The 25,911-nt window shown below is 71.1% G+C and carries 22 protein-coding genes; 10 read left to right on the top strand and 12 right to left on the bottom strand.

The genetic code is table 11. The features are described 5' to 3' along the window. Positions 1-78: 78 nt before the first annotated feature. Together ACJ5H2_RS12610 and ACJ5H2_RS12605 are read right to left on the bottom strand one after the other, a co-directional pair. Positions 79-1,449 (bottom strand): NAD(P)/FAD-dependent oxidoreductase, encoded by a 1,371-nt coding sequence (locus ACJ5H2_RS12610; RefSeq protein ID WP_408895747.1) that lies wholly within the window; start codon positions 1,447-1,449, stop codon positions 79-81. Positions 1,450-1,454: 5 nt separating this feature from the next. After that, on the bottom strand, positions 1,455-2,894 hold the full coding sequence (locus tag ACJ5H2_RS12605) for an aminobutyraldehyde dehydrogenase (protein WP_408895746.1): 1,440 nt from the start codon (positions 2,892-2,894) through the stop codon (positions 1,455-1,457). A 124-nt stretch (positions 2,895-3,018) separates the two neighbouring features. Between ACJ5H2_RS12605 and ACJ5H2_RS12600 the strand changes: the two genes are divergently transcribed. Next, a complete protein-coding gene (locus ACJ5H2_RS12600; RefSeq protein WP_408895745.1) occupies positions 3,019-4,413 on the top strand; it encodes an aspartate aminotransferase family protein in 1,395 nt (464 codons plus the stop codon). 134 nt (positions 4,414-4,547) lie between these two features. Here the strand turns inward: ACJ5H2_RS12600 and ACJ5H2_RS12595 are convergent, their stop codons facing one another. Genes ACJ5H2_RS12595 through ACJ5H2_RS12580 form a run of 4 tightly spaced genes read right to left on the bottom strand, consistent with a single transcriptional unit; the run spans position 4,548 to position 8,506 of the window. Then, entirely contained in the window at positions 4,548-5,369 is an 822-nt protein-coding gene (locus ACJ5H2_RS12595; RefSeq protein ID WP_408895744.1) for an ABC transporter permease, read from the bottom strand. Next, entirely contained in the window at positions 5,366-6,214 is an 849-nt protein-coding gene (locus ACJ5H2_RS12590) for an ABC transporter permease (protein ID WP_408895743.1), read from the bottom strand. The genes ACJ5H2_RS12595 and ACJ5H2_RS12590 overlap by 4 nt, the downstream gene beginning before the upstream one ends. Further along, positions 6,214-7,356 (bottom strand): ABC transporter ATP-binding protein, encoded by a 1,143-nt coding sequence (locus ACJ5H2_RS12585; RefSeq protein ID WP_408895742.1) that lies wholly within the window; start codon positions 7,354-7,356, stop codon positions 6,214-6,216. The genes ACJ5H2_RS12590 and ACJ5H2_RS12585 overlap by 1 nt, the downstream gene beginning before the upstream one ends. Continuing rightward, positions 7,340-8,506, bottom strand: a complete 1,167-nt coding sequence (locus tag ACJ5H2_RS12580; protein WP_408895741.1) for a spermidine/putrescine ABC transporter substrate-binding protein — start codon at positions 8,504-8,506, stop codon at positions 7,340-7,342. Before ACJ5H2_RS12580 ends, ACJ5H2_RS12585 begins: the two co-directional genes overlap by 17 nt. Before the next feature lie 147 nt (positions 8,507-8,653). On the opposite strand from ACJ5H2_RS12580, the gene ACJ5H2_RS12575 reads away from it, so the two are divergent. Continuing rightward, the gene (locus tag ACJ5H2_RS12575) at positions 8,654-9,118 is read left to right on the top strand and encodes an Lrp/AsnC family transcriptional regulator (RefSeq protein ID WP_408895740.1); all 465 of its coding nucleotides are present in this window, start codon (positions 8,654-8,656) and stop codon (positions 9,116-9,118) included. Here ACJ5H2_RS12575 and ACJ5H2_RS12570 read toward each other — a convergent pair. Next, entirely contained in the window at positions 9,115-9,759 is a 645-nt protein-coding gene (locus ACJ5H2_RS12570; protein ID WP_408895739.1) for a TetR/AcrR family transcriptional regulator, read from the bottom strand. The genes ACJ5H2_RS12575 and ACJ5H2_RS12570 overlap by 4 nt on opposite strands. A 101-nt stretch (positions 9,760-9,860) precedes the next feature. Here ACJ5H2_RS12570 and ACJ5H2_RS12565 point away from each other — a divergent pair, with 101 nt between their 5' ends. The 3 genes from ACJ5H2_RS12565 to ACJ5H2_RS12555 are packed head-to-tail and all read left to right on the top strand — an operon-like array spanning position 9,861 to position 14,985. Next, positions 9,861-11,345, top strand: coding sequence for an aldehyde dehydrogenase family protein (locus ACJ5H2_RS12565; protein ID WP_408895738.1), 1,485 nt, complete (start codon positions 9,861-9,863; stop codon positions 11,343-11,345). Between the two features lie 35 nt (positions 11,346-11,380). Further along, positions 11,381-12,916, top strand: a complete 1,536-nt coding sequence (locus ACJ5H2_RS12560) for an APC family permease (RefSeq protein WP_408895737.1) — start codon at positions 11,381-11,383, stop codon at positions 12,914-12,916. Then, the gene (locus tag ACJ5H2_RS12555) at positions 12,913-14,985 is read left to right on the top strand and encodes an FAD-dependent oxidoreductase (protein WP_408895736.1); all 2,073 of its coding nucleotides are present in this window, start codon (positions 12,913-12,915) and stop codon (positions 14,983-14,985) included. The genes ACJ5H2_RS12560 and ACJ5H2_RS12555 overlap by 4 nt, the downstream gene beginning before the upstream one ends. Positions 14,986-15,079: 94 nt before the next feature. On the opposite strand, the gene ACJ5H2_RS12550 is transcribed toward ACJ5H2_RS12555, so the two are convergent. Continuing rightward, complete coding sequence (locus ACJ5H2_RS12550) at positions 15,080-16,327, bottom strand: flavin-containing monooxygenase (protein WP_408895735.1); 1,248 nt, start codon at positions 16,325-16,327, stop codon at positions 15,080-15,082. Positions 16,328-16,534: 207 nt separating this feature from the next. Here ACJ5H2_RS12550 and ACJ5H2_RS12545 point away from each other — a divergent pair, with 207 nt between their 5' ends. Genes ACJ5H2_RS12545 through ACJ5H2_RS12525 form a run of 5 tightly spaced genes read left to right on the top strand, consistent with a single transcriptional unit; the run spans position 16,535 to position 21,159 of the window. Further along, positions 16,535-16,957: a RidA family protein gene (locus tag ACJ5H2_RS12545; RefSeq protein WP_408895734.1), complete on the top strand. Its 423-nt coding sequence runs from the start codon at positions 16,535-16,537 to the stop codon at positions 16,955-16,957. Beyond that, on the top strand, positions 16,954-17,622 hold the full coding sequence (locus ACJ5H2_RS12540; protein WP_408895733.1) for a DUF1028 domain-containing protein: 669 nt from the start codon (positions 16,954-16,956) through the stop codon (positions 17,620-17,622). Before ACJ5H2_RS12545 ends, ACJ5H2_RS12540 begins: the two co-directional genes overlap by 4 nt. Before the next feature lie 3 nt (positions 17,623-17,625). Continuing rightward, complete coding sequence (locus tag ACJ5H2_RS12535; RefSeq protein ID WP_408895732.1) at positions 17,626-18,792, top strand: M20 family metallopeptidase; 1,167 nt, start codon at positions 17,626-17,628, stop codon at positions 18,790-18,792. Continuing rightward, a complete protein-coding gene (locus ACJ5H2_RS12530; protein WP_408895731.1) occupies positions 18,789-20,216 on the top strand; it encodes an aspartate ammonia-lyase in 1,428 nt (475 codons plus the stop codon). Before ACJ5H2_RS12535 ends, ACJ5H2_RS12530 begins: the two co-directional genes overlap by 4 nt. A 19-nt stretch (positions 20,217-20,235) precedes the next feature. Continuing rightward, positions 20,236-21,159: a LysR family transcriptional regulator gene (locus tag ACJ5H2_RS12525; protein WP_408895730.1), complete on the top strand. Its 924-nt coding sequence runs from the start codon at positions 20,236-20,238 to the stop codon at positions 21,157-21,159. Positions 21,160-21,215: 56 nt separating this feature from the next. Here ACJ5H2_RS12525 and ACJ5H2_RS12520 read toward each other — a convergent pair whose 3' ends face one another. The 4 genes from ACJ5H2_RS12520 to ACJ5H2_RS12505 all read right to left on the bottom strand — a co-directional run bounded on the left by ACJ5H2_RS12520 (position 21,216) and on the right by ACJ5H2_RS12505 (position 25,871). Continuing rightward, a complete protein-coding gene (locus tag ACJ5H2_RS12520; protein WP_408895729.1) occupies positions 21,216-22,607 on the bottom strand; it encodes a purine-cytosine permease family protein in 1,392 nt (463 codons plus the stop codon). 125 nt (positions 22,608-22,732) lie between these two features. Then, positions 22,733-24,157 carry a sodium:solute symporter gene (locus tag ACJ5H2_RS12515; protein ID WP_408895728.1) on the bottom strand — a complete coding sequence of 475 codons (1,425 nt, stop codon included), beginning with the start codon at positions 24,155-24,157 and terminating at the stop codon, positions 22,733-22,735. Next, a complete protein-coding gene (locus tag ACJ5H2_RS12510; RefSeq protein WP_408895727.1) occupies positions 24,154-24,426 on the bottom strand; it encodes a hypothetical protein in 273 nt (90 codons plus the stop codon). Before ACJ5H2_RS12510 ends, ACJ5H2_RS12515 begins: the two co-directional genes overlap by 4 nt. Then, positions 24,423-25,871 carry an amidase family protein gene (locus ACJ5H2_RS12505; RefSeq protein ID WP_408895726.1) on the bottom strand — a complete coding sequence of 483 codons (1,449 nt, stop codon included), beginning with the start codon at positions 25,869-25,871 and terminating at the stop codon, positions 24,423-24,425. The genes ACJ5H2_RS12510 and ACJ5H2_RS12505 overlap by 4 nt, the downstream gene beginning before the upstream one ends. Positions 25,872-25,911 lie beyond the last annotated feature (40 nt).

The following is a 25,911-nucleotide window of genomic DNA, read 5'->3' as shown; positions in this document are numbered from 1 at the left end:
GATTCCCCCTTCGGCGGGGACGCTACGACGCGTCGGCACGGCGCGCGCGCCGATCGGACCAACCTTTACCTTCCGCCCTCAGGAGTCGAAGCCCAGCCCCAGCCGGTCCAGGGTGCGCAGCCAGAGGTTGCGGCGCCCGGTCCGGTCGGCGCGCTCCGACGCCCAGCGGGTGAGCTGGATGCCGGCCCATGCGAAGGGCTCCGGCGGGAAGGGAAGGGGCGACTCGCGAACCATCGCGAGCCGGGTCCGCTCGGTCTGCTCGCCCGAGAGCAGGTCGAGCATCACGTCGGCGGCGAACCGGGACGCGCCCACCCCGAGGCCCGTGAACCCGGTGGCGTACGCCGCGCGACCGCCGTGCGCCGTACCGAAGAAGGCGCAGAAGCGGGTGCACGTGTCGATCACCCCGCCCCACCGGTGGCTGAAGCGCACGTCCGCGAGCTGCGGGAAGGTCGCGTAGAAGTGCTCGGCCAGCACCCGGTGGGTCGCCGGGCGCTGCTCGTACGCGGGGTCGATGCCCTTGCCGAAGTGGTACACGGCGTCGTAGCCGCCCCACAGGATCCGGTCGTCCGCGGTGAGCCGGTAGTAGTGGAACAGGTTGCCGACGTCGGCGAGCCCACTGCGGGTCTCCCAGCCGACCGCCGCGAGCTGCTCGGCGGTGAGCGGCTCGGTCGCGAGGACGTGGTCGTAGACCGGGACGACCCGGGTCCGCATGCGCCGCAGCAACGAGGTGAACACGTTCGTGGCCAGCACGACCTGGCGCGCACGGACGACGCCGTGCGCCGTCGTGACCTCCATGCGGTCGCCGCGGCGCCGCATCCGCAGGACCGCGGTGTCCTCCGCGATCCGCGCGCCCAGCGACTCGGCGGTCTCGGCCAGGCCCCACGCCAGCCGGGCCGGGTCGACCATCGCGCAGCCCTCCGCGTCGAGCCGGCCGGCCAGATAGGTGGGGGAGTCCACCAGCCGTCGCACCGCCGCCGCGTCGAGGAATCCGGGCTCCGCGGGCTCGAGCAGGTCGACCTCGTGCGGCCGGGTGGCGACCGCGAGCTGGCCGGTGCGGCGCAGGTCGCAGTCGATGCCGTAGCGCCGCACGGTCGCCTCGATCTCGTCGAGATTGGCCAGGCCCATCCGCTCCAGCTGGTCGTACTCGTCGGGCCAGCGCTCGCGCCCGTTGGCCTCGCCATGGGTCAGGCTGGCCTCACAGAAGCCCCCGTTGCGGCCGGTGGCGTGCTCGGCGACGCGGTCGCGCTCGACGACCAGGACCGACCGGCCGGGCTCGCGCTCGAGGGCGCGCACCGCGGTCCACAGGCCCGTGAAGCCCCCGCCCACGACGAGCAGGTCGACGTCCGCGTCACCCACCGGCGGGCGCGGCTCGGGGCGGGCCGGGGTGTCGAGCCACAGCACCCGCGGCGCCGCCGCGTCCGCGCGGGCATGGGCCTCTCGGGGAGACACGCCGCTCACGCGCCGGTGTACGACATGACGTGCTTGATGCGCGTGTAGTCCTCGAGCCCGTACAGGGACAGGTCCTTGCCGTAGCCGGAGTGCTTGAAGCCCCCGTGCGGCATCTCCGAGACGAACGGGATGTGGGTGTTGATCCACACCACGCCGAAGTCGAGCCGGCGCGACATCCGCAGCGCTCGCGCGTGGTCCTTGGTCCAGACGCTCGAGGAGAGCCCGTAGGCCACGTCGTTGGCACTGCGCACCGCCTCCGCCTCGTCGGCGAAGCGCTGCACGGTGATGACGGGGCCGAAGATCTCCTGCTGCACGGCCTCGTCGTCCTGCCGCAGGCCCGAGACCACGGTGGCGTCGTAGAAGTAGCCGCCCTCGCCGCCGGCCACGCTCGGGCGGGTGCCGCCGGCCTCGATCCGCGCGTGGTCCGGAAGCCGGTCGACCATGCCAGCGACCCGGGCGAGCTGGTCGGGGTTGTTGAGGGCGCCGTACGCGACGCCCGGGTCGTCGGGCAGCCCGGTCCGCGTGGCGCGCGCCTGCTCGGCGAGCGCGGCCACCAGGTCGTCGTGGACCCCCTCGGCGGCCAGGACCCTGGTGGCCGCGGTGCAGTCCTGGCCCGCGTTGAAGTACCCGGCCGCGGCGATCGCCTCGGCCGCCGCGGCGACGTCCGCGTCGTCGAACACGACGACCGGCGCCTTGCCGCCGAGCTCGAGGTGGACCCGCTTGAGGTCGGCGGCGGCGGAGCCCGCGACCTCCATGCCCGCGCGCACGGAGCCGGTGATCGCGACCATCTGCGGCGTCCGGTGCTCGACCAGCGCGCGTCCCGTCGTACGGTCTCCGCAGACGACGTTGAGCACGCCCGGCGGGAGGAACTCGGCGGCCACCTCGGCGAGCAGCGCAGTGCTGGCGGGCGTCGTGTCGCTGGGCTTGAGCACGATCGTGTTGCCCGCGGCCAAGGCAGGCGCCACCTTCCAGATCGCCATCATCAGCGGGTAGTTCCACGGCGTCACCTGGGCCACCACGCCGATCGGCTCGCGCCGGATCCACGACGTGTGGTCCTCGAGGTACTCGCCCGCGCTGCGTCCCTCCAGCACCCGGGCGGCGCCGGCGAAGAAGCGGAGCTCGTCGACGCTCGGAGGCAGCTCCTCCTCGGCGGTCAGCGCGACCGGCTTGCCGGTGTTCTCGCACTCGACGCGGACGAACTCATCGGCGCGGTCCTCCATCGCCTGGGCGATGCGCAGCAGCGCCTCCTGCCGCTGCTTCGGCGTGGTCTCGCCCCACGTCTCGAAGGCGGCCGCCGCGGCGCGCATCGCGCGGTCGACGTCCTCGGCGCCGCTGGCGGGCGCCGTCGCGTAGGCCTGTCCGGTGGCGGGGTTGACGACGTCGTACGTGGCGCCGGAGGCGGCGTCGACGGACGCGCCGTCGATGAAGTTGCGCAGGGTGGTCATGGCTGGCGAGCGTAGCCAGCAAGCTCGTGGCGCGGAAGGGTTGACGCAACGAAATCCGTCGCTTGTCGGCAGATCGGCCACTGATTCGCTTGCCGAAACCCGGCTCGGGCGTCAAGATGGGGTGGTGGTAGACGAAAAGGCGCACGCCGCCCTCCAGCAGTCAGCGCGGGATCACCTGTGGATGCACTTCACCCGCATGTCGTCGTACGACACCGCGGAGGTGCCGGTCATCGTCCGCGGTGACGGCGCCTACGTGTGGGACGCCCACGGCCGCAAGTACCTCGACGCCCTCGGCGGGCTCTTCGTGAGCCAGCTGGGCCACGGCCGCACCGAGCTGGCCGAGGCCGCCGCGAAGCAGGCCTCCGAGCTCGCCTTCTTCCCGCTGTGGTCCTATGCCCACCCGACGGCGATCGAGCTGGCCGCGAAGATCGCGAGCCACGCGCCCGGCGACCTCAACCGGGTGTTCTTCACCTCCGGGGGCGGCGAGGCCGTCGAGTCGGCGTGGAAGCTCGCCAAGAACTACTTCAAGCTCGTCGGCAAGCCGATGAAGCACAAGGTGATCAGCCGGGCCATCGCCTACCACGGCACCACCCAGGGCGCGCTGTCCATCACCGGGCTGCCCGGGCTCAAGGCGCAGTTCGAGCCACTGGTGCCCTCGACCTTCCGGGTGCCCAACACCAACGCCTACCGGGCCGAGGAGATCACCGGCGGCTTCCTCGACGGCTCCGACCCTGAGGCCTTCGGCCGCTGGGCCGCGGACCAGATCGCGGTCGCCATCGAGAACGAGGGGCCCGAGACGGTCGCCGCCGTGTTCCTGGAGCCGGTGCAGAACGCCGGCGGCTGCTTCCCGCCCCCGCCGGGCTACTTCCAGCGCGTGCGCGAGATCTGCGACCAGTACGACGTACTGCTGGTCTCGGACGAGGTCATCTGCGCCTACGGGCGGCTGGGGTACATGTTCGGCGCCGAGCGCTACGGCTACCAGCCCGACATCATCACCTCCGCCAAGGGCATCACCTCGGGCTATGCCCCGCTCGGCGCGATGATCGCCAGCGACCGGATCTACGAGCCCTTCGCCCACGGCACCGAGACCTTCCTGCACGGCTACACCTTCGGCGGCCACCCGGTCTCCACCGCCGTCGCGCTGAAGAACTTCGAGATCTTCGAGGAGGAGAAGGTGCTCGAGGGCGTGCGCGAGCGCGAGGGCGCCTTCCGCGGCACGCTGGAGAAGCTGCTCGACCTGCCGATCGTCGGCGACGTCCGCGGCGACGGCTTCTTCTACGGCATCGAGCTGGTCAAGGACAAGGCGACCAAGGAGACCTTCGACGAGGACGAGTCGGAGCGCCTGCTGCGCGGCTTCCTCTCCAAGGCGCTCTACGACGCCGGTCTCTACTGCCGCGCCGACGACCGCGGCGACCCGGTCGTCCAGCTCTCCCCGCCGCTGATCTGCGACCAGGGCCACTTCGACGAGATCGAGCAGAAGCTCCGCGCGGTCCTCACCGAGGCCGCCACCCTGCTGTAGCCATCGGCGTTGAGTCGTCACTACTGACCCTCTGAGTCGTCGGTTCCGACCCGTTGAATGGTCGACCGTCAAGTGGCGCGAAGTGACGAGTCGAGGGGTCAGAACTGACGACTCGACGGGTCAGAAGTGACGACTCAACGTCCGACCGCGACCTTCCTGCGGGTCACGAGCATGTTGCCGAGGACCAGGGTCAGGGAGATGAGGAACATGACGGTGCCGACCACGTTGACCTGCATCGGGATGCCGCGCTGCGCCACGCCCCAGACGAACATGGGGAAGGTGACGGTCTGGCCGGCGTTGAGGTTGGTGATGATGAAGTCGTCGAAGGACAGCGAGAAGCTCAGCAGGGCGGCGGCGGCGACACCGGGGAAGACCAGCGGGAAGGTGACCCGCCAGAACGTCGTCCACTCGCTGGCGTAGAGGTCCATCGCGGCCTGCTCGAGGTTCTGGTCGAGCCCGGCGAGCCGGGCCTTGACCGTCACGATGACGAACGACAGGCAGAACATCACGTGGGCGATGAAGATCGTCACGAAGCCCAGCCGGCCGCCGAAGCCGCCCGCGACGAACAGGGCGAGCAGCGAGGAGCCCATCACGATCTCCGGCGAGGCCATGGGCAGGAAGATGACCGTGTTGGCGACCGAGCGCCCGGCGAAGTCGTGGCGGACGAGCGCGAAGGCGGCCAGGCTGCCGAGGATCGTGGCCACGAGGGTGGCGAGCAGGCCGATCTCGATGCTGCGCAGGACCGCGTCGCACATCCCGTCGGGCTTGCACGGGTTGGCCCAGTTGCTCCAGGTGAAGTCCTGGAAGGCGTAGACGTTGCGCGACTCGCTGTTGTCGTTGAAGCTCATCAGCATCACGACGGCGATCGGCACGAACATGTAGACCAGGACGAGCAGTCCGGCCGCCAGCACCAGGTGCTCGCCGACCCACCGTCCGGCCCGCTGCAGCCCGCTCATACCAGCTCCTCCGTCCCGGCCGTGCGGATGTAGACCATGACCATCGCGACGATGATGGCCATCAGGATCACCGAGAGCGCCCCGGCGGCCGCGTAGTCGCCGGTGCTGGTGAACAGGTTCTGGATGACATTGCCGACCATGCGCTGGTTGGGGCTGCCGAGCAGCGCGGCGTTGATGTAGTCGCCCGCCGCCGGGATGAACGTCAGCAGCGTGCCCGCGACGACGCCCGGCTTGGACAGTGGCAGGGTCACCTTGAGGAAGCCGCGGGCCGGCGAGGCGTAGAGGTCGCCCGCCGCCTCCACCAGGCGCCCGTCGATCTTCTCGAGGCTCGCGTACAGCGGCAGGACCATGAACGGCAGGAAGTTGTAGACCAGGCCGGCGATGACCGCGACGGGCGTCGCGAGCAGCCGGCCGTCGTCGCCGAGCAGGTGCAGGAACTGCAGGGTGTCCACCACGAACCCGTCGTCGGCCAGGATCAGCTTCCACGACAGCGTCCGGACCAGGAAGCTGGTGAAGAACGGGGCGATCACCAGCACCAGGAGGAGGGTGCGCCACCTGCCGGCCTTGAACGCGATGGCGTAGGCGAGGACATAGCCCAGCACCAGGCAGATCGCGGTCGCGACGGCGGCGTACCACAGCGACCGGACGAGGGGCTCCCAGAACTGCTCGAGCGCGTCGGCGAAGTTCGCCAACCGGTAGGTGACGTCGTAGCCGGTGAGGACCGATCCCTCCGGGTCGAACAGGCTGGTCGCGAGCAGCGAGTAGAACGGGATGACGAAGAACAGCGCGAGCCACAGGCCCGCCGGCAGCATCAGCCAGTAGCCCGTGAAGCGACCCCCACGCATCAGGCCTCCTCGACGACGCCGGCGTTGACGTCCTGGCTCGCCGGCAGCAGGAAGGCGAACTCCGGCCGCCACGACACGTCGACCTTGGTGCCCCTCGCCAGGACGGTACGACGACCGGTGTTCTGCTCGAAGGAGAGGAGTTCCTGGCCCCAGGGCATCCGCACGAGGTACTGCGTGCTCACGCCGAAGAAGCTGACGTCGGTGATGATCCCGCCCGACATGTGGTTGCCCGGGGCGTCGATCGGCTCGCCGGCCGGCGCGATGAGGACCTTCTCGGGCCGGATGCCGACCCAGCCGTCGCCGCCCCGGACATGGGCACGGTCGGCCGGGATCGAGACCTGGGTGCCGTGCATGTCGACCCGGACGACGTCGCCCTCGGCACTCTGCACCGAGCCCGGGATGAGGTTCGACTGGCCGAGGAAGTTGGCGACGAAGGTGGTGCGCGGGTTCTCGTAGAGCTCGGCGGGGGAGCCCATCTGCTCGATGACGCCGCCGTTCATCACCGCGATCGTGTCGGCCATCGTCATCGCCTCCTCCTGGTCGTGCGTGACGTGCACGAAGGTGAGGCCGACCTCGGTCTGGATCCGCTTGAGCTCGATCTGCATCGAGCGGCGCAGCTTGAGGTCGAGGGCGCCGAGCGGCTCGTCGAGCAGCAGCACCTCGGGTCGGTTGATCAGCGCCCGAGCGAGGGCGACCCGCTGCTGCTGGCCGCCGGACATCTGGGTGGGCTTCTTCCGAGCCTGCGCGTCGAGCTCGACCAGGGCGAGCATCTCCTTCACCTGCTGGTCGACGTCCTTCACCTTGCGGCGGCGCAGGCCGAAGGCGACGTTCTCGTGGATGTCGAGGTGGGGGAAGAGCGCATAGTTCTGGAAGACCGTGTTGACCGGACGCCGGTACGGCTTCTCGTAGGTGATCTCGTCGTCGCCCAGGTGGATCCCGCCGGACGTCGGCGTCTCCAGACCCGCCACCATCCGCAGGGTGGTGGTCTTCCCGCAGCCGGACGGTCCGAGCAGGGCGAAGAACGTCCCGGCGGGGACCTCGAGGTCGAGGGAGCGCACGGCCGTGAAGGTCGAGAACTCCTTGGTGAGCGCCGTGAGCCGGAGGTCCCGGGGTGCGGTCGCGCGGTCAGCCGCCAATGACATCGGCGAAATCTCCTTCGTAGGCGCGGATCTGGAACTCCTCGAGTGCCATGAACGAGTGCATCGTCTTCAGCGACTCGGCAGACGGGAAGATCAGCTGGTTCTCGACGAGGCTGGGGTCGACCTTCTCCATCGCCTCCTGGGCGCCCTTGACCGGGCAGATGTACCAGACATAGGCGGCGAGCTTCGCGGCCACCTCGGGCTCGTAGTAGTAGTTGATCCACTCCTCGGCGTTGCCCTGGTGGCTGGCGAGGTTGGGCACGAGCATGTTGTCGGACCAGATCATCTGGCCCTCCTCGGGAGCGACGAACACGAGGTTCTCGTCCTCGGCTGCGGCGACGTCACCCGACCAGGCCTCGCAGGCGAGGATGTTGCCCGCGGAGAGGTCCTGGATGTACTCGTTGCCGGTGAACGCGCGGACCTGGCCGTCGCTGCGCGCCTTGCGCAGCCGGTCGATCGCGTTGTCCCAGTCGTCCTGGTCGAAGTCGGCCGGATCACTGCCCTGGGCGAGCATGAGGAGCCCCATCGTGTCGCGCATCTCGGTCAGCAGGGAGATGCGTCCCTTCAGGTCGGGCCGCGACAGCAGCTCCTCGACCGAGCGCACCTCCTCGACCTTCGCCTTGTTGTACGCGATCCCGGTCAGGCCGCTCTGCCAGGGAGCCGAGTAGGCGCGCTCGGGGTCCCAGCCGACGCCTTGCAGGGAGTCGATGAGGTTGGCGTGCAGGTTCGGCACCTTCGCCTTGTCGAGCGGCTGGATCCATCCGACCTGGATCATCCGCGCCGCCATCCAGTCCGTCAGCATGAACAGGTCGCGCTTCGACGGCTGGCAGGACCCGAGCTGGTTGACGACCTTGGCGAAGAACTCCAGGTTGTCGTTGACGTCGGCGGTGTAGCTGACCCGGATGCCGGTGCGCTGCTCGAACTCGGTGAGCGTCGAGACGTAGTCGCCGTCGTCCTCGTCGATGTAGCCGGGCCAGTTCGAGACGACCAGCCTCGGGTCGGAGGCCGACACGTCGTCCGCGCGGCACGCCCCGGGGTCCTGCTTGCGGTCCGGCGTGCCGAAGAGGGGGAGGACGCCGAGACTGGCACCACCGAGCAGGACCCCTGCGCCGCCGCGCAGCGCGGACCTGCGACTCAGCCGGACATCGACCACGAAATGCCACCTCCCCAGAACCGGAACCAGCAGATCGTGGCATGACCCCCGTCACATGACAAGCGATTCCGAAGCGATTTCACGAGATTGCAACGGATTCCGTATTCGGCTGTTGCACGAGGCCGGCGCTGCTGTGAGGATCGCCCTGTGTCCAAGCCGAAGCCGCCGCCCCTCGACGACGTCTCGAAGGCGATCATCGCCGAGCTCCAAGAGGACGGCCGACGCTCGTACGCCGCCATCGGCAAGGCCGTGGGCCTCTCGGAGGCCGCGGTGCGCCAGCGGGTCCAGCGTCTCGTCGACAGCGGGGTCATGCAGGTCGTGGCGGTCACCGACCCCACCGAGATCGGCTTCGCGCGCCAGGCGATGATCGGCATCCGTGCGACGGGCGAGCTCGAGCCGATCGCGGATGCGCTCGCGGAGGTGAAGGAGGTCGACTACGTCGTCATCACCGCCGGGTCCTACGACCTCCTCGCGGAGGTCGTCTGCGAGACCGACGAGCACCTGCTCGAGATCATCTCCCGCCGGATCCGCACCATCCCCGGCGTGATGACCACCGAGACCCTCGTCTACCTCAAGCTGCGCAAGCAGACCTACTCGTGGGGCGTGCGCTAGGCCTGGTTCTTTGCCGGTGACGGCAGATTCGGGTCGGTCGGCAGGACCCGGACTCCCGTCGCCGCCCAGGCATAGCTGGCCAGCTGGGCCTCCGCCTGCTCCAGGCTGAGGGACGAGTTGTGGGCCAGCAGGTGGAGGCCGAAGGCGTCCTCGAGGGCGACGAAGTTCCGGGCGATGGCCTCCGCGGAGTCGGCCAGGGTGAAGACCTGGGTCGCGCGGCCGACCTCGAGCACCGCCGTGTACAGCGAGACCTCGCGGTCGAAGAGCAAGGTCATCAAGGTGGCGTGCATCGGGCTCCGGCTGGCACTCACGGAGATCTCGTCGAGCACTTGGCTCAGGAGCAGGTCCTCGCCGCGGGGAAGCCCGGAGTACATGAGCCGTCCCAGCTTCTCGACGGGGGAGAGCTCGCCCTCGACGACCTGGTGTCGCGACCAGTAGTAGCGGTCCGTCGCGGCCTGGTGGGCGGCCTCCACCAGCCCGTCCAGCTCCGGGTAGTAGTACGCGACGAGGCGCGGGGAGATGCCCGCCTCCTCGGCGATGTTCTTCATCGTCACGCCGTTCAGCCCGTGCCGCGCGATCACCGTCAGGGTCGCGGCGATGAGGTGTTCGCGTCGCGCTGCCTGGTCCTTGCGTCGTGCCATGGCCACCACCGTAGCGCCCGGGCCTGGTGCGCGACCGGTCGTTGACAGGGCCAGGTGACTCGGGTCATATTTGCGCCGAAGCGCAAAGAAAGGATCTGCCTGTGCGCACCCACCAGGACTGGCGAGCCGCGGCCGCCGAGGTCGTCCTCCCCACCCGTCCGTTCATCGGCGGGAAGCACGTCGAGATCGGCGCCGCGACCTTCGAGAACCGCAACCCCGCGACGGGTGCCCTTCTCGGCGAGGTCGCCGACGCCGGCGCGGAGGGAGTGGACGCGGCCGTCCGCGCGGCCCGGGCGAGCTTCGACTCCGGCGTCTGGAGCCGCGCGGGGGTGGCCCTGCGCCGCGAGCGGATGCTGCGCTTCGCCGACCTCCTCGCCGAGCACGCCGCCGAGCTGGCCGTGCTCGACTCCCTCGACATGGGCAAGCGGGTGGTCGACGCCCACGAGCTCGACCTGCCCTTCTCGGTGGGCCTCTTCCGCTACTACGCCGAGGCGATCGACAAGATCAACGACGAGGTCGCGCCCACCCCGCCCGGGACCCTCGGCCTGGTCCGGCGCGTCCCGCTCGGCGTCGTCGGCGCCGTCGTGCCGTGGAACTACCCCGTCGACATGCTCGCCTGGAAGGTCGCGCCGGCCATGGCCGCGGGCAACAGCGTGGTGCTCAAGCCCGCCGAGCAGTCGCCGTCCTCGGCGCTGCGGATCGCCGAGCTGGCCGCCGAGGCGGGGATCCCGGACGGCGTACTCAACGTCGTCCCCGGGCTGGGCGAGACCACCGGCCGCGCCCTGGGCCTGCACCCCGACGTCGACGTCCTCGCCTTCACCGGCTCGACCGAGGTCGGCGCCTACTTCCTGCAGTACGCCGGACAGTCGAACCTCAAGCAGGTCTGGCTCGAGTGCGGTGGAAAGAGCCCGCACCTGGTCTTCGCCGACGCCGAGGACCTGGCCGCGACCGCGAAGCAGACCGCCTTCGGCATCTGGTTCAACCAGGGCGCCGTGTGCTCGGCGCACTCCCGGGTCCTCGTCCAGCGCGAGGTCCACGAGGAGCTCGTGGCGCTCGTCGCGGCCGAGGCGGCGGCGTACGCGCCAGGCGACCCGCTCGACCCGGCCGCCGGCATGGGCGCGATCGTCTCCGCCGAGCAGACCGACCGGATCATGGCGTACGTCGACGGCGCCCGCGCCGCCGGAGCCCGCCTGGTCACCGGCGGAGAGCGGGTGACCCGCGACGGGAGCGACTGCTATGTGCAGCCGACCGTGTTCGACGGCGTGGACCCGGAGTCCGCCCTCGCCCGCGAGGAGGTGTTCGGGCCGGTCCTGGCGATCACGCCGTTCGACACCGAGGATCAGGCGGTCGCCCTGGCCAACGACACCGCCTACGGTCTCGCCGCGTCCGTGGCGACCGGCAGCCTGAGCCGCGCCCACCGGCTGGCCGAGCGGATCCACGCGGGGACGGTGACCGTCAACGGGGTCGACGCCTTCAGCGCCTGGACGCCCTTCGGCGGCTTCAAGGGGTCCGGCTTCGGCCGCGACCTGTCGCTGCACGCGCTCGACAAGTACGTCGGTCTCAAGACCGTCTGGATCAACCACTGACCCCCGCAGGACCACTCGACCGCCTAGGGACCACCATGACGCAGACCAACCAACCCACCGAGCTCGCCGCCGAGCAGCACGCGCTGCTGCACAAGACGCTGCGGCGCTTCGACATCGTCTTCTTGATGATCGCCGCGGTCGTCGGCCTCGAGACCCTCGGGCAGGTCTCGCTGTACGGCGCGGAGGCGTTCACCTGGGCGCTCGTGCTCGCCGTGTTCTTCCTGGTGCCCTACGGCCTGATCTTCGCCGAGACCGGGGCCGCGTTCAGCGAGGAGGGCGGCGCCTACACCTGGGTGCGCGACGCCTTCGGCCGTCCGGCCGGCGCGGTCGCCGCGATCCTGACCTGGATCACCCAGCCCGTCTGGGTCGGCGGCTCGATGGCGTTCCTGGCCGCCGAGACGATCAGCAGCTACATCACCCCGCTCGAGCACGGCTCCTTCGGCGACTACCTGTTCAAGATCGTCTTCATCTGGGTCACCGTGCTCGCGGCGATCGTCAGCCTGCAGAAGGGCAAGTGGCTGCCCACGAGCGGAGCCCTGCTCAAGATCGGGCTGCTGGTCTTCTTCGTCCTCACCACCGCGATCTACGCCGTGAAGAACGGTGTCGTGGGCATCAGCCCCGGCGACTTCAGCCCGTCCCTGCTCGGCCTGTTCGGCTCCGTGCCGATCCTGCTCTTCGCCTACCTGGGCTTCGAGTCGTCCAACAGCGCGGCCGGCGAGATGGAGAACCCCGCGCGCGACGTACCGGTCTCGATCTTCCGCTCCTGCGCGACCGCGGCGGCGTGCTACCTGCTGCCGATCTTCGCGATCCTGCTGGTCGTCCCGACCGAGGACATCACCGGCATCGGCGGGCTGCTCGACGCCGTTGGCACCGTCTACTCCGTGTACGGCGGCGCGGCGGACGCACTGCTCACGCTGACCGCCTTCGTCTTCGTCTACATCCTGATGAGCCAGGGCGCGGCCTGGATGATCATCTCCGACCGCATGCAGGCGATGACCGCGGCGGACGGGTCGTTCTTCGGCGGCTTCTTCGGCCGCTTCCACGCCGGGCTCGGCACGCCGGTGCGCGTCAACCTGCTCTCCGGCGTCGTGTCCACGACCTTCATGCTCGTCGCGATGCAGGTCACCGGCTCCGGCGCCTCGGTGTTCGGGGTCGTGCTGACCATTTCGATCTCGACCTTCCTGCTCAGCTACCTGCTCGTGATCCCCGCCGCGATCCGCCTGCGCACCCGCTATCCCGAGCGGCACCGGCCCTTCCGCGTCCCGGTGTCCGACGCCGGCTTCGCCGCCCTGGGCTGGACCGCCTTCGCCTGGGTGCTGCTCGGCTCCTGGGTCGCCGTCTTCCCCGGGACGCTCGAGCGGCTCTTCGGGCAGGCCTATCCCTTCCGGGACATCTGGGGCGTGAGCCAGACGACCTTCGAGGTCTTCACGCTCGGCACCCTCGCCTGCCTGCTCGCCCTCTGCGCCGTGGGCTACGTCCGCGGCGCCCGGGTCCGCGGCGCCGTCGGCGCCCCCGTCCCCACCGCCCCGCCCGCCACCCCGCCCGCCACCGCCGAGGAGCCCACCCGATGACCGAGCAGACCCCCGTGGCTGCGCCCTACGACATCCTCTTCGAGCCGGTGCAGATCGGGCCGCTCACCACGAAGAACCGCTTCTACCAGGTGCCGCACTGCAACGGCATGGGCTATCGCGACCCCAGCGCCCAGGCGGCGATGCGCAAGATCAAGGCCGAGGGCGGCTGGTCGGTGGTCTGCACCGAGCAGGTGGAGATCCACGCGACGTCCGACATCGCGCCGTTCATCGAGCTGCGGATCTGGGACGACCAGGACCTGCCCGCCCTCAAGCGGATCGCCGACGCGATCCACGAGGGCGGTGGCCTGGCCGGCATCGAGCTGGCGCACAACGGCATGAACGCCCCCAACCAGCTCAGCCGCGAGACCCCGCTGGGGCCCGGACACCTCCCGGTCGCGCCCGACACGATCGCGCCGATCCAGGCCCGGGCGATGACCACGCAGGACATCGCCGACCTGCGGCGCTGGCACCGCAACGCCGTACGCCGCTCGCTCGAGGCGGGCTACGACGTCATCTACGTCTACGGCGCTCACGGCTACAGCGGTGTCCACCACTTCCTCTCGCGGCGCTACAACCAGCGCACGGACGAGTACGGCGGCTCGCTGGAGAACCGGATGCGCCTGCTCAAGGAGCTGCTGGAGGACACCCTCGACGAGGTCGCCGGGCGCGCCGCGGTGGCCTGCCGGATCACCGTGGAGGAGGAGATCGACGGCGGCATCACCCGCGAGGACATCGAGGGCGTGCTCCGCGAGCTCGGCGAGCTCCCCGACCTCTGGGACTTCGCGATGGGCAGCTGGGAGGGCGACTCGGTCACCTCCCGGTTCGCGCCCGAGGGTCGACAGGAGGAGTTCGTCGCCGGGCTGAAGAAGCTCACCACCAAGCCGGTGGTCGGCGTCGGCCGGTTCACCTCTCCGGACGCCATGGTGCGCCAGATCAAGGCGGGCATCCTCGACCTGATCGGCGCGGCCCGCCCGTCGATCGCGGACCCCTTCCTCCCGAACAAGATCCGCGACGGCCGGCTCGAGCTGATCCGCGAGTGCATCGGCTGCAACATCTGCGTCTCGGGCGACCTGACCATGTCGCCGATCCGGTGCACCCAGAACCCGAGCATGGGGGAGGAGTGGCGCCGGGGCTGGCACCCGGAGCGGGTCCGCGCCAAGGAGAGTGACGCGCGGATCCTCGTCGTCGGCGCGGGTCCCTCCGGCCTGGAGGCGGCGCGGGCGCTCGGCGTCCGCGGCTACGACGTCGTCCTCGCCGAGGCGTCGCGCGACCTCGGCGGGCGCGTCACCCAGGAGTCGGCACTGCCCGGGCTGTCCGCCTGGGGCCGGGTCAAGGAGTACCGCGAGGCGGCCCTGGCCGAGCTGCCCAACGTCGAGATCTACCGCGAGAGCCCGATGACGGCCGACGACATCGTCGAGTTCGGCTTCGAGCACGTGGTCACGGCGACGGGTGCCACCTGGCGCACCGACGGCGTCGCCCGCTTCCACACGACGGCGCTGCCGATCACCGAGGGCGCCCAGGTGCTCGGCCCGGACGACCTGTTCGCCGGCCGGCTGCCCGACGGCAGGAGCGTCGTGGTCTACGACGACGACCACTACTACATGGGTGGTGTGCTCGCCGAGCTGCTCGCCCAGAGGGGCTACGACGTCTCGATCGTCACCCCCGGCGCCCAGGTGTCGTCGTGGACCAACAACACCTTCGAGGTGAACCGGATCCAGCGCCGCCTGATCGAGAGCGGCATCGCCCGGATCACCGACCACGCCGTGACGAGCGTCGGCGTCGGAGGGGTCCGGGTCCGCGACGTCTACGCCGGCGTGGAGCGCGAGCTCACGTGCGACGCGGTCGTCATGGTGACCGCGCGACTGCCCCGCGAGGAGCTCTATCTCGAGCTGGTCGCACGCCGCGACGCGGGCGAGATCGCCTCCGTGCGCGGTGTCGGTGACGCCTGGGCCCCGGGCACGATCGCCGCCGCGGTGTGGTCCGGTCGGCGCGCGGCCGAGGAGTTCGACGCCGTGCTGCCTTCGAACGACGTCGTACCCTTCCGGCGTGAGGTCACCCAGCTGGCGTGAGGCGCAACCGTGCCAGCTGGGGCAGGAAGCCGCACCCCGGGTCTCCGTGTGAGGCCCGGGGTGCGGTGCTTTCTGCTGCGGTACGGCGGCGCCGTCAGCCGCCGTGGGTGAGATAGCTGCGCTGCGTGGCGATGTGGCCGGCGATGTGCTTGGCGTCGTGCCAGACCCCCCAGATGAAGCTGGACCCGCGACGCGAGAGCCACGGCAGGCCGAGGAAGTAGACCCCGGGCTCAGAGGAGACGCCGCGGCGGTGCTGGGGGCGGCCGGCCTCGTCGAAGGCATCGACCTGGAGCCAGCCGTAGTCGAGCGCGAAGCCGGTGGCCCACACGATCGACGTCACGCCGGCCGCGGCGAGGTCGAGGGCGAGAAGCGGCTCCCGGGCGGCCTGCGGATCGGGGCCGAGGATCCGCGCCTGCGGCTCCTCGGGCAGGTCCAGTCCGTTGCGCTCGACGTAGGCGTCCGCGGCGTCGAGGAGGGCGAGGTAGTTGAGGTCGCCGCGGGTGATGTTCTCGGCGAGGTCCTCGCGGAAGCGCAGCACCCCGTCGGCGAAGGTGTCGGTCATCCCGACCAGCTGGATGCCGATCGCCTCGAGCGCGCGGAAGTCGACGGTGTGCCCGCCACGGGCGCCGCTGACGGCGATGGTCACGTGCTCCGCGCCGGCGGGCGGCGTCTCGAGGTCCCACAGGTTGAGGACGCCCAGCCACCAGCAGAAGTCGCGGCCGCGGTAGCTGCGGGGCGGGCGGTCGTGGGGTCCGACGGAGAGGAAGACCTCGCGACCCGAGCGCCGCAGCTCGTCGGCGATCTGCACGCCCGAGGAGCCCGCGCCCACGACGAGGACCGCGCCGTCGGGCAGCTGGTCGGGGTTGCGATAGTCGCTGGAGTGGATCTGCGCAACCGTCGCGCCGTCCGGCACGATCGGCGGGATGACGGGGCGCTGGAACGGCCCCGTGGCGGCGACGACGTACCGGGCGTCGATGACCCCGTCGGAGGTCTCCACGCGGAAGCCCGGGCGTCCCTCGTTGCGGGTCACCGAGGTCACGTCGACGCCGGTGCGGATGGGGGCGTTGATCTTCTCGGCGTAGGCCTCGAAGTACGTCGCGACCTGGTCCTTGGTCGCGAAGGCGTCGCCGTCGACGTCCTGGAACTCCATGCCCGGGAAGCGGTCGTGCCAGGCCGGCCCGTTCGCGACGAGGGAGTCCCATCGCATCGTCCGCCAGCGCTCCGCGATCCGGTCGCGCTCGAGCACGAGGTGCGGAACGCCGTTGTCGCTCAGGTGCTCGCTCATCGCCACGCCGGCCTGTCCGGCGCCGACGACGACGACCTCCACCTCTTGGTCCGACATCCCAACCTCACTCTCAGTGCCTCGCTCCACGGGTTTCTCCCGTCGATCCTCCGGCTCCGCGAACCCCGTGTCCAACAGATGTTGTCGGCCTAAGACATCTGATCCGTCGATGCAATGAGCACCCATCGACGAGACATCGCGTCGCCAGATGCAAGACTTCGGAAAGATCTGTTGGACACATGACCGGGCTTCCGGTCCACTGGGTCCATGAGCATCGTCGTCGGCGGCCACACCCGCATCCGCCCCTTCAACACGCGGGACACGTATCCGGAGCAGAACCTCGACAACGACCTGTGCCAGGCGGTCCGTGCCGGCGACACCGTCTACGTCCGCGGCCAGATCGGACAGGACCTCGACACCAGCGAGTCGGTCGGCATCGGCGACGTGGAGGCGCAGACCGAGCAGGCGATGGCGAACATCAAGATGCTCCTGGAGGAGGCGGGGGCCCGGATGGAGCACCTGGTCAAGCTCACCATCTACATCGTCGACCCGCGCTACCGCGAGACCGTCTACCGCACGATCGGCCGGTGGACCCGGGGCGTCCACCCGATCTCGACCGGCATCGTCGTCTCCGCCCTGGCCCGGCCCGAGTGGCTGGTCGAGGTCGACGCCATCGCGGTGGTCGCGTGACCTTCTCCGTGCTCGGCACCGACGGCACGGGCGCCGTCGGGATCGCGGTCACCTCGTCCAGCCCGGCCGTCGCCGCCCGGTGCATCCACCTGCGCCCCGGCGTCGGAGGCGCGTCGTCGCAGAACATCACCGACCCGCGCCTGGGCACCGAGCTGCTCGACGCGCTGGCGAGTGGTCTCGACGCGCGGGCGGCCCTCGCCGCCGTCACCCAGGACCGCCAGCACATCGAGCACCGGCAGCTGACGGTGCTCGGACTCGACGGGGCGGGTGCCGCGTTCAGCGGCGCAGGCTCCCTCGGCGTGCACCACCACGTCGTTGCGCCCGACGTGGTCGCCGCCGGCAACCTGCTCGCCGCGCCGGAGGTCGTCGACAGCGTCGTCGCCGCCTTCGCCGCGGCGGGTGGGGAGCTCGAGGAGCGGCTGATCGCCGCCCTCGAGGCCGGTCTCGCGGCAGGTGGCGAGGCGGGTCCGCTGCACTCCGCCGGGCTCTCCGTCGTCCGCGACGTCGCCTGGCGGGTCACCGACCTGCGCGTCGACTGGAGCGAGGAGCCGATCGCCGAGCTGCGCTCGCTGCTGGACGTGTGGCTGCCGCAGCGCGACGACTACGTGACCCGCGGCCTGGACCCGACCGCCGCCCCGTCGTACGGCGTCCCCGGGGACGAGTGACCGATGGCCCCGACGACCCCGACGGAACCGACGAGCCCGGCGAAGCGGAGCGCCGCGGCGACGGTCGCCCGCGACGCCGCGCGGCTCGTGCGGCTCTCCGAGCAGCTGCACGCCCACCCGGAGACCGGCTGGGAGGAGCACCGCTCCTCGCGCTGGGTCGCCGAGACGCTCGAGGAGGCCGGCTTCGCCGTGACGCCGGCCTATCTCGGGCTGGAGACCGCCTTCCTCGCGACCTACGGCTCCGGCCCGTTCCGGCTCGGCCTGTGCGCGGAGTACGACGCCCTGCCGGGCCTAGGCCACGCCTGCGGCCACAACCTGATCTCGGCGATCACCGTCGGTGCGGCTCGCGCCCTCGCGCCGCTCGCCGACGCGACGGGGCTGACCATCGAGGTCTACGGCACCCCGGCCGAGGAGGGCGGGGGCGGCAAGATCGAGCTGCTCGAGCGGGGTGCCTTCGCCGGGCTGGACCTGGCGATGATGGCCCATCCCGCCCCGGTGGACGTGGCGGAGGCGGAGCCCTTCGCCGTGTCCCACTCGCACGTGGAGTACCGCGGCAAGGCGGCCCACGCGGCGGCGTACCCCGAGCAGGGCGTGAACGCCGCCGACGCCTTCACGATCGCCCAGGTGGCCGTCGGCCTGCTCCGCCAGCAGCTCCCGCCGAGCGTGCGGGTCCACGGCGTGATGACCAACGGGGGAGAGGCGCCCAACGCCATCCCCGCCCGCACCGAGGGGCGCTGGTACGTCCGGGCGGAGAGCCTGGCCCAGCTCGCCGAGACCGAGGAGCGGGTCTGGCGCTGCTTCGAGGCCGGGGCCCTCGCCACCGGAGCAACTCTCACGGTGACTCCCGAGAGCAAGCCCTACGCCGAGTTCCGCACCTTCGCGCCCGCGCTGGCGTCGTACCGGCGCAACGCGGAGGAGCTGGGTCGCGTCTTCGACGACCACTCGCCAGCCCGCCGGATGAACCGCGCGTCCACCGACATGGGCAACGTGTCCCAGGTCGTGAACGCGATCCACCCCTACGTCGGGATCAACTCCGGCTCCGCCCTCAACCACCAGCCCGAGTTCGCCGCGCACTGCGTCGGCGGGGACGCCGAGGAGGCGCTCCTCGACGCCGCGACCGCGCTGGCCTGGACCGCGCTCGACGTCGTCGAGGAGACGACCGCACCATGACCGCAGAGCTCTCGCTCACCCGCACCGAGCACGACTCGCTCGGCCCCCACGAGGTCCCGGCGGCCGCCTACTGGGGCGTGCACACCGCGCGGGCGCTGACCAACTTCCCCGTCAGCGGCACGCCGGTCGGCAGCCACCGGACGCTGGTGGCCGCCCTCGGCGCGGTCAAGGCCGCGGCCGCCCGGGCCAACCACGACCTCGGGCTGCTCGACGACCGCCGGTACGACGCGATCGCCGCCGCGGCGGAGGAGGTCCGCCTCGGGCTGCTCGACGACCAGTTCGTCGTCGACGTCATCCAGGGCGGCGCCGGAACGTCGACGAACATGAACGCCAACGAGGTGATCGCCAACCGCGCGCTCGAGGTCCTCGGGCTGCCGCGGGGCAGGTACGACGAGATCGACCCGCTCGACCACGTGAACCGCTGCCAGTCGACCAACGACGTGTACCCGACCGCCGTACGCCTCGCCCTCGTGGCGGCGATCGACCGCCTGTCGGAGGCCACGGCGCGCCTGGCCGACGCCTTCGCCGCGAAGGCCGTCGCCTTCCGCTCGGTGCCCAAGATCGGCCGGACCCAGCTGCAGGACGCGGTGCCCATGACCGTCGGGCAGGAGCTCGGCGCGTTCGCGGTCACCCTGCGCGAGGAGCTGGCCCGCCTGGCGGACTCGCGCGCGCTGCTGTGCGAGATCAACCTCGGCGCGACGGCCATCGGCACCGGCATCACGGCCCATCCCGACTATCGCCGGCGAGCGGTCCGCCATCTCGCCGAGATCACCGGACTGCCGGTGGTCGGGGCCGGGGACCTCGTCGAGGCGACGAGCGACACCGGCGCGTTCGTCCAGGTCTCCGGCGTGCTGAAGCGCATCGTGGTGAAGGTCTCGAAGATCTGCAACGACCTCCGGCTGCTCGGCTCCGGTCCGCAGGCCGGCTTCGGCGAGCTCCGGCTGCCGGCGCGCCAGGCGGGCTCCAGCATCATGCCCGGCAAGGTGAACCCGGTCATCCCGGAGATGGTCAACCAGGTCGCCTTCTGGGTGATCGGCACCGATGTCACCGTGACGATGGCCGCGGAGGCGGGCCAGCTGCAGCTCAACGCCTTCGAGCCGGTGATGGGGCACGGCCTGCTCCAGGGCTTCGACTGGGCCGCCGCCGCCTTCGACGCCTTGCGCGAGCTGTGCGTGGACGGCATCGACGTCGACGGCCCCAAACTCGCGGCGGCGGCCGCCGCCAACGCCGGCCTGGCCACGGCGCTCACGCCGCTGCTGGGCTACGCGAGGTCGGCGGAGATCGCCAAGGCCGCGCTGAGCGGTGCGGGCGACGTCCGCGCGCTGGCGCTGGCCACCGGTGGCGTCGACCCGGAGATCCTCGATGCGCTGCTGGAGCCCGAGACGCTCGCGAACCTCGACGCGTCCGGCGGCAGCGACGCGTGAGCTGCGGCAGGATGGCCGCATGGCCGAACCCGCCTTCACCCTGACCCAGCTGCGGTACTTCGCCGCCGCTGCCGAGCAAGGCAGCATGACGGCCGCATCGCGGCAGCTCATGGTCTCCCAGTCGGCGGTCTCGACGGCCGTGGCCCAGCTGGAGAAGGAGCTCGGCGTCCAGCTGCTGCTCCGCCACCACGCGCGGGGCCTCACCCTCACCGCCGCGGGCGAGGAGTTCTACCGCGAGCTGCGCAGCTATCTCGTCCACACCAGCGAGCTGGTCGAGGTGGCCCGCTCCGCAGGCCAGGCACTCGTCGGTGAGCTGGTGGTCGGCTGCTTCACCACCCTCGGTCCCTTCGAGCTGCCGCGGCTGCTGGCCGCGTGCGAGGCGGACCATCCGGGCATCCGGGTCTCGGTCGTCGAGGACGAGCACGCGGCTCTCAAGCACGCGCTGCGCTCCGGCCGGTGCGAGCTGGCCCTGATGTACGGCTACGACCTGGACGACGACATCGACCACGTGCGGATCGGCCTCGCGGCGCCCTATGTCCTGGTCGGCAAGGGCCACCGGCTCGCGCGTCGCAAGCGGGTCGCCCTCGCGGAGCTCGCGGACGACCCCATGGTCCTGCTGGACCTGCCGCACAGCGGGCCCTATCTCGAGCGGATCGCCGCGTCCGCGGGCTTCCGTCCGCAGATCCGCCACCGCACCGCGGGCTTCGAGACCGTACGGGCGATGGTGGCCAACGGTCAGGGCTGGTCGGTCCTCAACCAGCGTCCGGCCAGCCGCACGACGTACGACGGGGCCGAGGTCGTCACGCTCGAGATCAGCGACCCGGTCGACCCGCTGGAGATCGTGGTCGCCTCGATGAAGGGGGTCCGGCTGACCGCGCGTGCCCAGGCCTTCGTCCGCTCCTCGGTGCGCGTGGCACGCCGACGGGCAGGCCGCCCGGAGTAGGGATCCCGCAGGATCTCCTCCCCTCCGGTGCGACCTGCCCGTCGGCAGGGGAGCGGTCAGGCGGTGACGGCGGGCGCCAGCTCGCTCGGGGCCAGCTTCCGGCCACGGGCCAGGAAGTAGTAGACCGGGCCGGTCGCGACGAGGCCGATGATCCAGCTCAGGTCGGCTCCGCCGAGCTCGTCGGCGACGGTGCCGGCGTAGAGCGGGGTGTTCATGAACGGGATCTGGACCGCGATGCCGATCACGTACGCGAGGATCGCCTGGCCGTTGAACCGTCCGTAGATGCCGCCGTCGGCCGCGAAGATCGAGTCCATGTCGTAGTTGCCGCGGTGGATCAGGTAGAAGTCGATCAGGTTGATGGCGGTCCACGGCACGAGCACGACCAGCAGGGCGAGGACGATGTCGACGAAGTGGGAGATGAAGTCGCCGGAGACGCCGATCGCGAAGTAGGTCGACGCGACCATCACCGCGACGGACAGCACGACCCGGCTGCGGGCGGTGGGGATCCAGCGCGCCACAAAGGTCTGCACACAGGTGATGACCGAGAGCACCGTGCCGTAGAGGTTGAGCGCGTTGTGGCTGATCACCGACAGCAGGAAGAGCACGAGCAGCGGGGTGCCGAACGCACCCGTCGTGTCGCGCACGCCGGTCATCACGTCGATGCCGGGCTTCATCGCCAGCGCGACGATGGCGCCGAAGACGAACGGCAGGATCGAGCCGAGGGTGCAGCCGAGGTAGGTGGCGTTGAAGGTGGCCCGCACGCCGACGTCGGCCGGGAGGTAGCGCGAGTAGTCCGAGACGTAGGGCGCGAAGGCGATCTGCCACAGGGCGGCGAGCGAGACGGTCGCGAGGAAGCCCGCGGTGGTGTAGCCGCCCTGGGTCCAGAAGCCGGCAGGCAGGCCGGACACGAAGATCGCGGCGGTGCCGAGCACGATGCCGACGCCGAGCACCCAGGTGGCGACCTTGTTGAGCGCGTGGATGAACTTGTAGCCGATCACGCAGATCAGGCCGGATCCCAACGCGCCGAGGACGATGCCCGCCTCGACGGGGACCGGGTCGGCGATCCCGTGCAGCGACTGCCCGGCGAGCACGATGTTCGAGGCGAAGAAGGCCAGGTACATCACCGCCGCGATCACCACGACGATCAGCGCGCCGTACGAGCCGAACTGGCCGCGGCTCTGGATCATCTGCGGGATGCCCATCTGCGGTCCCTGCGCCGAGTGCAGGGCCATGAAGACGCCGCCGACGAGGTGTCCGACGACGATGGCGACGACGCACCAGAAGAGGTCGAGGCCGAAGACGGTGACGCCGGCGGCGCCGGTGACGACGGGCAGGGGGGCGATGTTCGTCCCGAACCACAGGGTGAACAGGTCGCGGACCTTGCCGTGGCGGTCCTCCGGTGGGACGTAGCCGATGGTGTGCTTCTCGACGACGGACTGGTCGGTCATGGTTCTTCTCCAATGGGTGTGAGGCGCACCACCCATCGTCGTGACGAGCCGGGTCCTCTGGCAAACGAATCCTTTTGGCGCAGTGCATCGGCAGAACCGATGCACTGCGCCGCGAGGGGCCGTGCTCAGACCGAGGCGGCGGCGGGCTGCTGTGTCTCGACGCGGGTGCCGTGGCGTGCGCGGCGCACGGCCTCCGCCACGACCAGGACGACCAGGTTCGGCGCGAGCGCGATCAGGCCGGAGTCCCAGCTGCCGACCGGTACCTCGAAGAAGGTGATCCACGCGACCGTGGCGACGCCGACCACCATGCCCAGGAGCACCGGCACGGCGCCGACGGTGACGCGCCGGCGCAGGCCCAGCAGGGTGGCCGGGGCCATCTGGGTCAGCCCGCCGTAGGTCAGCAGCAGGAGCGAGGCGATGTCGGAGTTCGCCAGGCCGAAGCCGAGGGAGAGCACGATCGCGAGGACGACGAACAAGGTGTTGACCCGCAGCCGGAGCGACTCGCGGACCGACACGAGGTTGGTCGACACCAGGGAGGAGATGCCCATCGCGATCGCGGCCGCAGGGACCATGGCGGCCGAGGCTCCCGCGATGGCGACGACGGCGACGAGCCACTGCGGGAGGGTGGCGTTCGCGGTGTCGAGCAGGACGTGGTTGCCGGCGGTGCCCGCCGCGAGCTCCTGGGTGGCGATGAGGCCGACGAGGATCGGGGCGAAGAGCATGAGCTGGTAGAGGGCGAGCCACTTGTAGTTGCTGCGCAGCACCTCGCCGGACTTGGCGGCCAGCACCGGCGGCCACAGGTGCGGGAAGGTGTTGAGGCCCGCACCGATCCCGGTGACCACCACCGCGGTCAGGAAGAAGGTCGTGTCCCAGCCCGGCTGGCTGAAGTCGAGCAGCTGCGGTCCGACGCTGTGGATGTGGGCGAAGGACTCGGGGATGCCGGCGATGCCGAAGACGGCGCCGCCCACGACGACGAGCAGTGCCGCGATCATCAGGACGTCCTTGACCATGGCCACCCGCGCGATCCCGCGGATGCCCGACCAGACGACGAAGACGACGACCAGGGCGCTGGCGACGACCATCGAGAGCCCGCGTCCCGCGGCGCTGCCCGTGGCGAGCTCGACGATCAGGCCGAGGCCGGTGATCTGCAGCTGCAGGTAGGGGAGCAGGAAGACCGCGCCGACGACCGCGGCGACCTTGCCGAGGACCGGGCTGCCAAAGCGGTCGGCGAAGAAGTCGGCCTGGGTCAGGTAGCGCCGCTCCTGGCCCAGCTGCCGGATCCGCGGTGCGACGAAGTAGAGGCCGATGGCGGAGATGGACAGGTACGCCAGGGCGAAGACGCCCACGACGCCGCCCCCGAAGGCGATGCCGGCCAGGCCGAGGAAGCTGAAGGTCGTCAGGGACTCGCCGGCCTGCAGGAACCAGGAGGTCCACCGCGGGAAGCCGCGCCCGCTGACGGTCCAGTCGGCCATGGTCGTGCTGCGCCGCCCGCTCATGCCGAGCGCGCCCAGCGCGACGATGCCGAGGATGATGGCGGTGGTCAGGATCATCGCCCGCTCCCCTCGTCGCCGCCGGCGGCCTGCTCGGCGGCGTCGGCCTGGGCTCCGCCGTCGCGGCGGTAGTCGGCCTCGACGACCTGCAGCGCCACGACCGTGCCGACGACCCAGATGGCCGTCCACACCAGCACGGAGGGGACGCCGAACCACAGCTGCGGGCCGTTCACGAAGGGCAGCAGTGGCGTCGAGAGGAAGCCGGCGATGGGCACGGCGGCGATGGCGAGGCGCCGTGGGCACGCCAGGGGCGGGGTGGACGGGTTCACGAGAGGACCTCCGGGAGGCGAGGGGCGCAGCGGCCGTGGCCGGTCGCTGCTTCGAATGCTGCAGCGATGCCGAGCAGGGTGGACTCGGTCCGGGCCCGGGTGACGATCTGGAGACCGACCGGGAGACCGTCGGGCGTGAACCCCGCGGGCACTGAGATGGCAGGAACGCCCAGGGGGGTGAGCAGGTAGCTGGCGGCCATCCAGTCCAGATAGGTGTGCTGGACCGAGCCCTCGATGTCCGTCGGCCAGGGGATCTCGACCGGGAACGGCGCGACCTGGCTGACCGGGGCCAGCAGGACGTCGTACTCGTCGAAGAAGGTGTGGGCGGCGCGGTGCAGCCGGGTGACCTCCGCGAAGGCCCGCATCACGTCGCGGCCGGAGAGCCGCCTGCCCTCGCGGATGTTCCAGGCGAGGTCGGGCTTGAGGTCCGCGGGCCGTTCGTCGAGCAGCTCGCCCCAGAGGAGGTCGAACTCGGCGGCGCGCAGGGTGCGGAAGGCGTCGTCGGAGCCGTCGAGGTCCAGGCACGCCTCCTCGACGTCGGCGCCCAGGCCGGCGAAGACCTTCACCGCGGGCTCCAGGACGTCGAGCACCTGGCGCTCCACGGTGACCCGCTCGCCCAGGGTGGGTGCCCACGCGACGCGCAGCCCGCGCAGGTCGACCGGGTCGACGCCCCCCGCGAGCTCGGCGGCCAAGTCGCCGCCGTGATCGGAGAGGGGGTCGTCGCGGTGGGGGCCGGCCATCACGCCGAGCAGCAGGGCCGTGTCGTCCACGGTGCGCCCCATCGGGCCGGACACGGCGAGGGGGGTGAACGCCATGCCGGTGGCCGGGTCGGCGATCCGTCCCGGCGTGGGCCGCAGGCCGACCACGTTGCACATGGAGGCGGGGTTGCGCAGGGAGCCGCCCATGTCGCTGCCGTCGGCGACCGGCTGGAAGCCGGCCGCGAGCGCCGCCGCGGCGCCGCCGCTGCTGCCACCGGCGGTGCGACCGACGGCGTAGGGGTTGTGCGTCGCGCCGAAGACCTCGTTGAAGGTGTGCGACCCGGCCGCGAACTCCGGCACGTTGGTCTTGCCGACCCGCACCGCGCCGGCGTCCGCGATGCGCCGCACGACCTCGTCGTCGGCGGCGGGGACGTGCTCCCGGTGCAGCGGCGAGCCGTAGGTCGTCCGCATGCCGGCTGTCGCATGGGTGTCCTTGAACGCGATCGGCACGCCGTGCAGCGGCCGCAGCGGCCGGCCCTCGGCACGGCGGCGTGCGGTCTCCGCGTCGGCGGCGGCGGCCGCCGCCTCGGCACCCTCGCGGTCGATGGTCACGAGGGCGTTGACCACGGGGTTGACCCGGTCGATCCGATCGAGGTGGGCGGCGAGCACCTCGCGCGCGGAGAAGTCGCCGCGCTGCTGGCCCTCGACCAGCTCGCGGGCACGGGCACGGGTGAGGTCGTCGACCACGGTGGCTCCTTCGGATGGGGGCCCGCGAACGTGACGCGGA

It is taken from the genome of Nocardioides pymetrozini (assembly GCF_046058985.1).
Taxonomy (GTDB): domain Bacteria; phylum Actinomycetota; class Actinomycetes; order Propionibacteriales; family Nocardioidaceae; genus Nocardioides.
This window is presented reverse-complemented; position numbering and strand designations above follow the sequence as displayed.

Coding starts and splice junctions, on each gene's coding strand:
- ACJ5H2_RS12515 (WP_408895728.1), bottom strand. CDS start 24,157: ATGATCCTGACCACCGCCATCATCCTCGGCATCGTCGCGCTGGGCGCG.
- ACJ5H2_RS12570 (WP_408895739.1), bottom strand. CDS start 9,759: ATGGCACGACGCAAGGACCAGGCAGCGCGACGCGAACACCTCATCGCC.
- ACJ5H2_RS12530 (WP_408895731.1), top strand. CDS start 18,789: ATGACCGCAGAGCTCTCGCTCACCCGCACCGAGCACGACTCGCTCGGC.
- ACJ5H2_RS12535 (WP_408895732.1), top strand. CDS start 17,626: ATGGCCCCGACGACCCCGACGGAACCGACGAGCCCGGCGAAGCGGAGC.
- ACJ5H2_RS12595 (WP_408895744.1), bottom strand. CDS start 5,369: ATGAGCGGGCTGCAGCGGGCCGGACGGTGGGTCGGCGAGCACCTGGTG.
- ACJ5H2_RS12555 (WP_408895736.1), top strand. CDS start 12,913: ATGACCGAGCAGACCCCCGTGGCTGCGCCCTACGACATCCTCTTCGAG.
- ACJ5H2_RS12560 (WP_408895737.1), top strand. CDS start 11,381: ATGACGCAGACCAACCAACCCACCGAGCTCGCCGCCGAGCAGCACGCG.
- ACJ5H2_RS12590 (WP_408895743.1), bottom strand. CDS start 6,214: ATGCGTGGGGGTCGCTTCACGGGCTACTGGCTGATGCTGCCGGCGGGC.
- ACJ5H2_RS12605 (WP_408895746.1), bottom strand. CDS start 2,894: ATGACCACCCTGCGCAACTTCATCGACGGCGCGTCCGTCGACGCCGCC.
- ACJ5H2_RS12585 (WP_408895742.1), bottom strand. CDS start 7,356: ATGTCATTGGCGGCTGACCGCGCGACCGCACCCCGGGACCTCCGGCTC.
- ACJ5H2_RS12525 (WP_408895730.1), top strand. CDS start 20,236: ATGGCCGAACCCGCCTTCACCCTGACCCAGCTGCGGTACTTCGCCGCC.
- ACJ5H2_RS12545 (WP_408895734.1), top strand. CDS start 16,535: ATGAGCATCGTCGTCGGCGGCCACACCCGCATCCGCCCCTTCAACACG.
- ACJ5H2_RS12520 (WP_408895729.1), bottom strand. CDS start 22,607: ATGACCGACCAGTCCGTCGTCGAGAAGCACACCATCGGCTACGTCCCA.
- ACJ5H2_RS12550 (WP_408895735.1), bottom strand. CDS start 16,327: ATGTCGGACCAAGAGGTGGAGGTCGTCGTCGTCGGCGCCGGACAGGCC.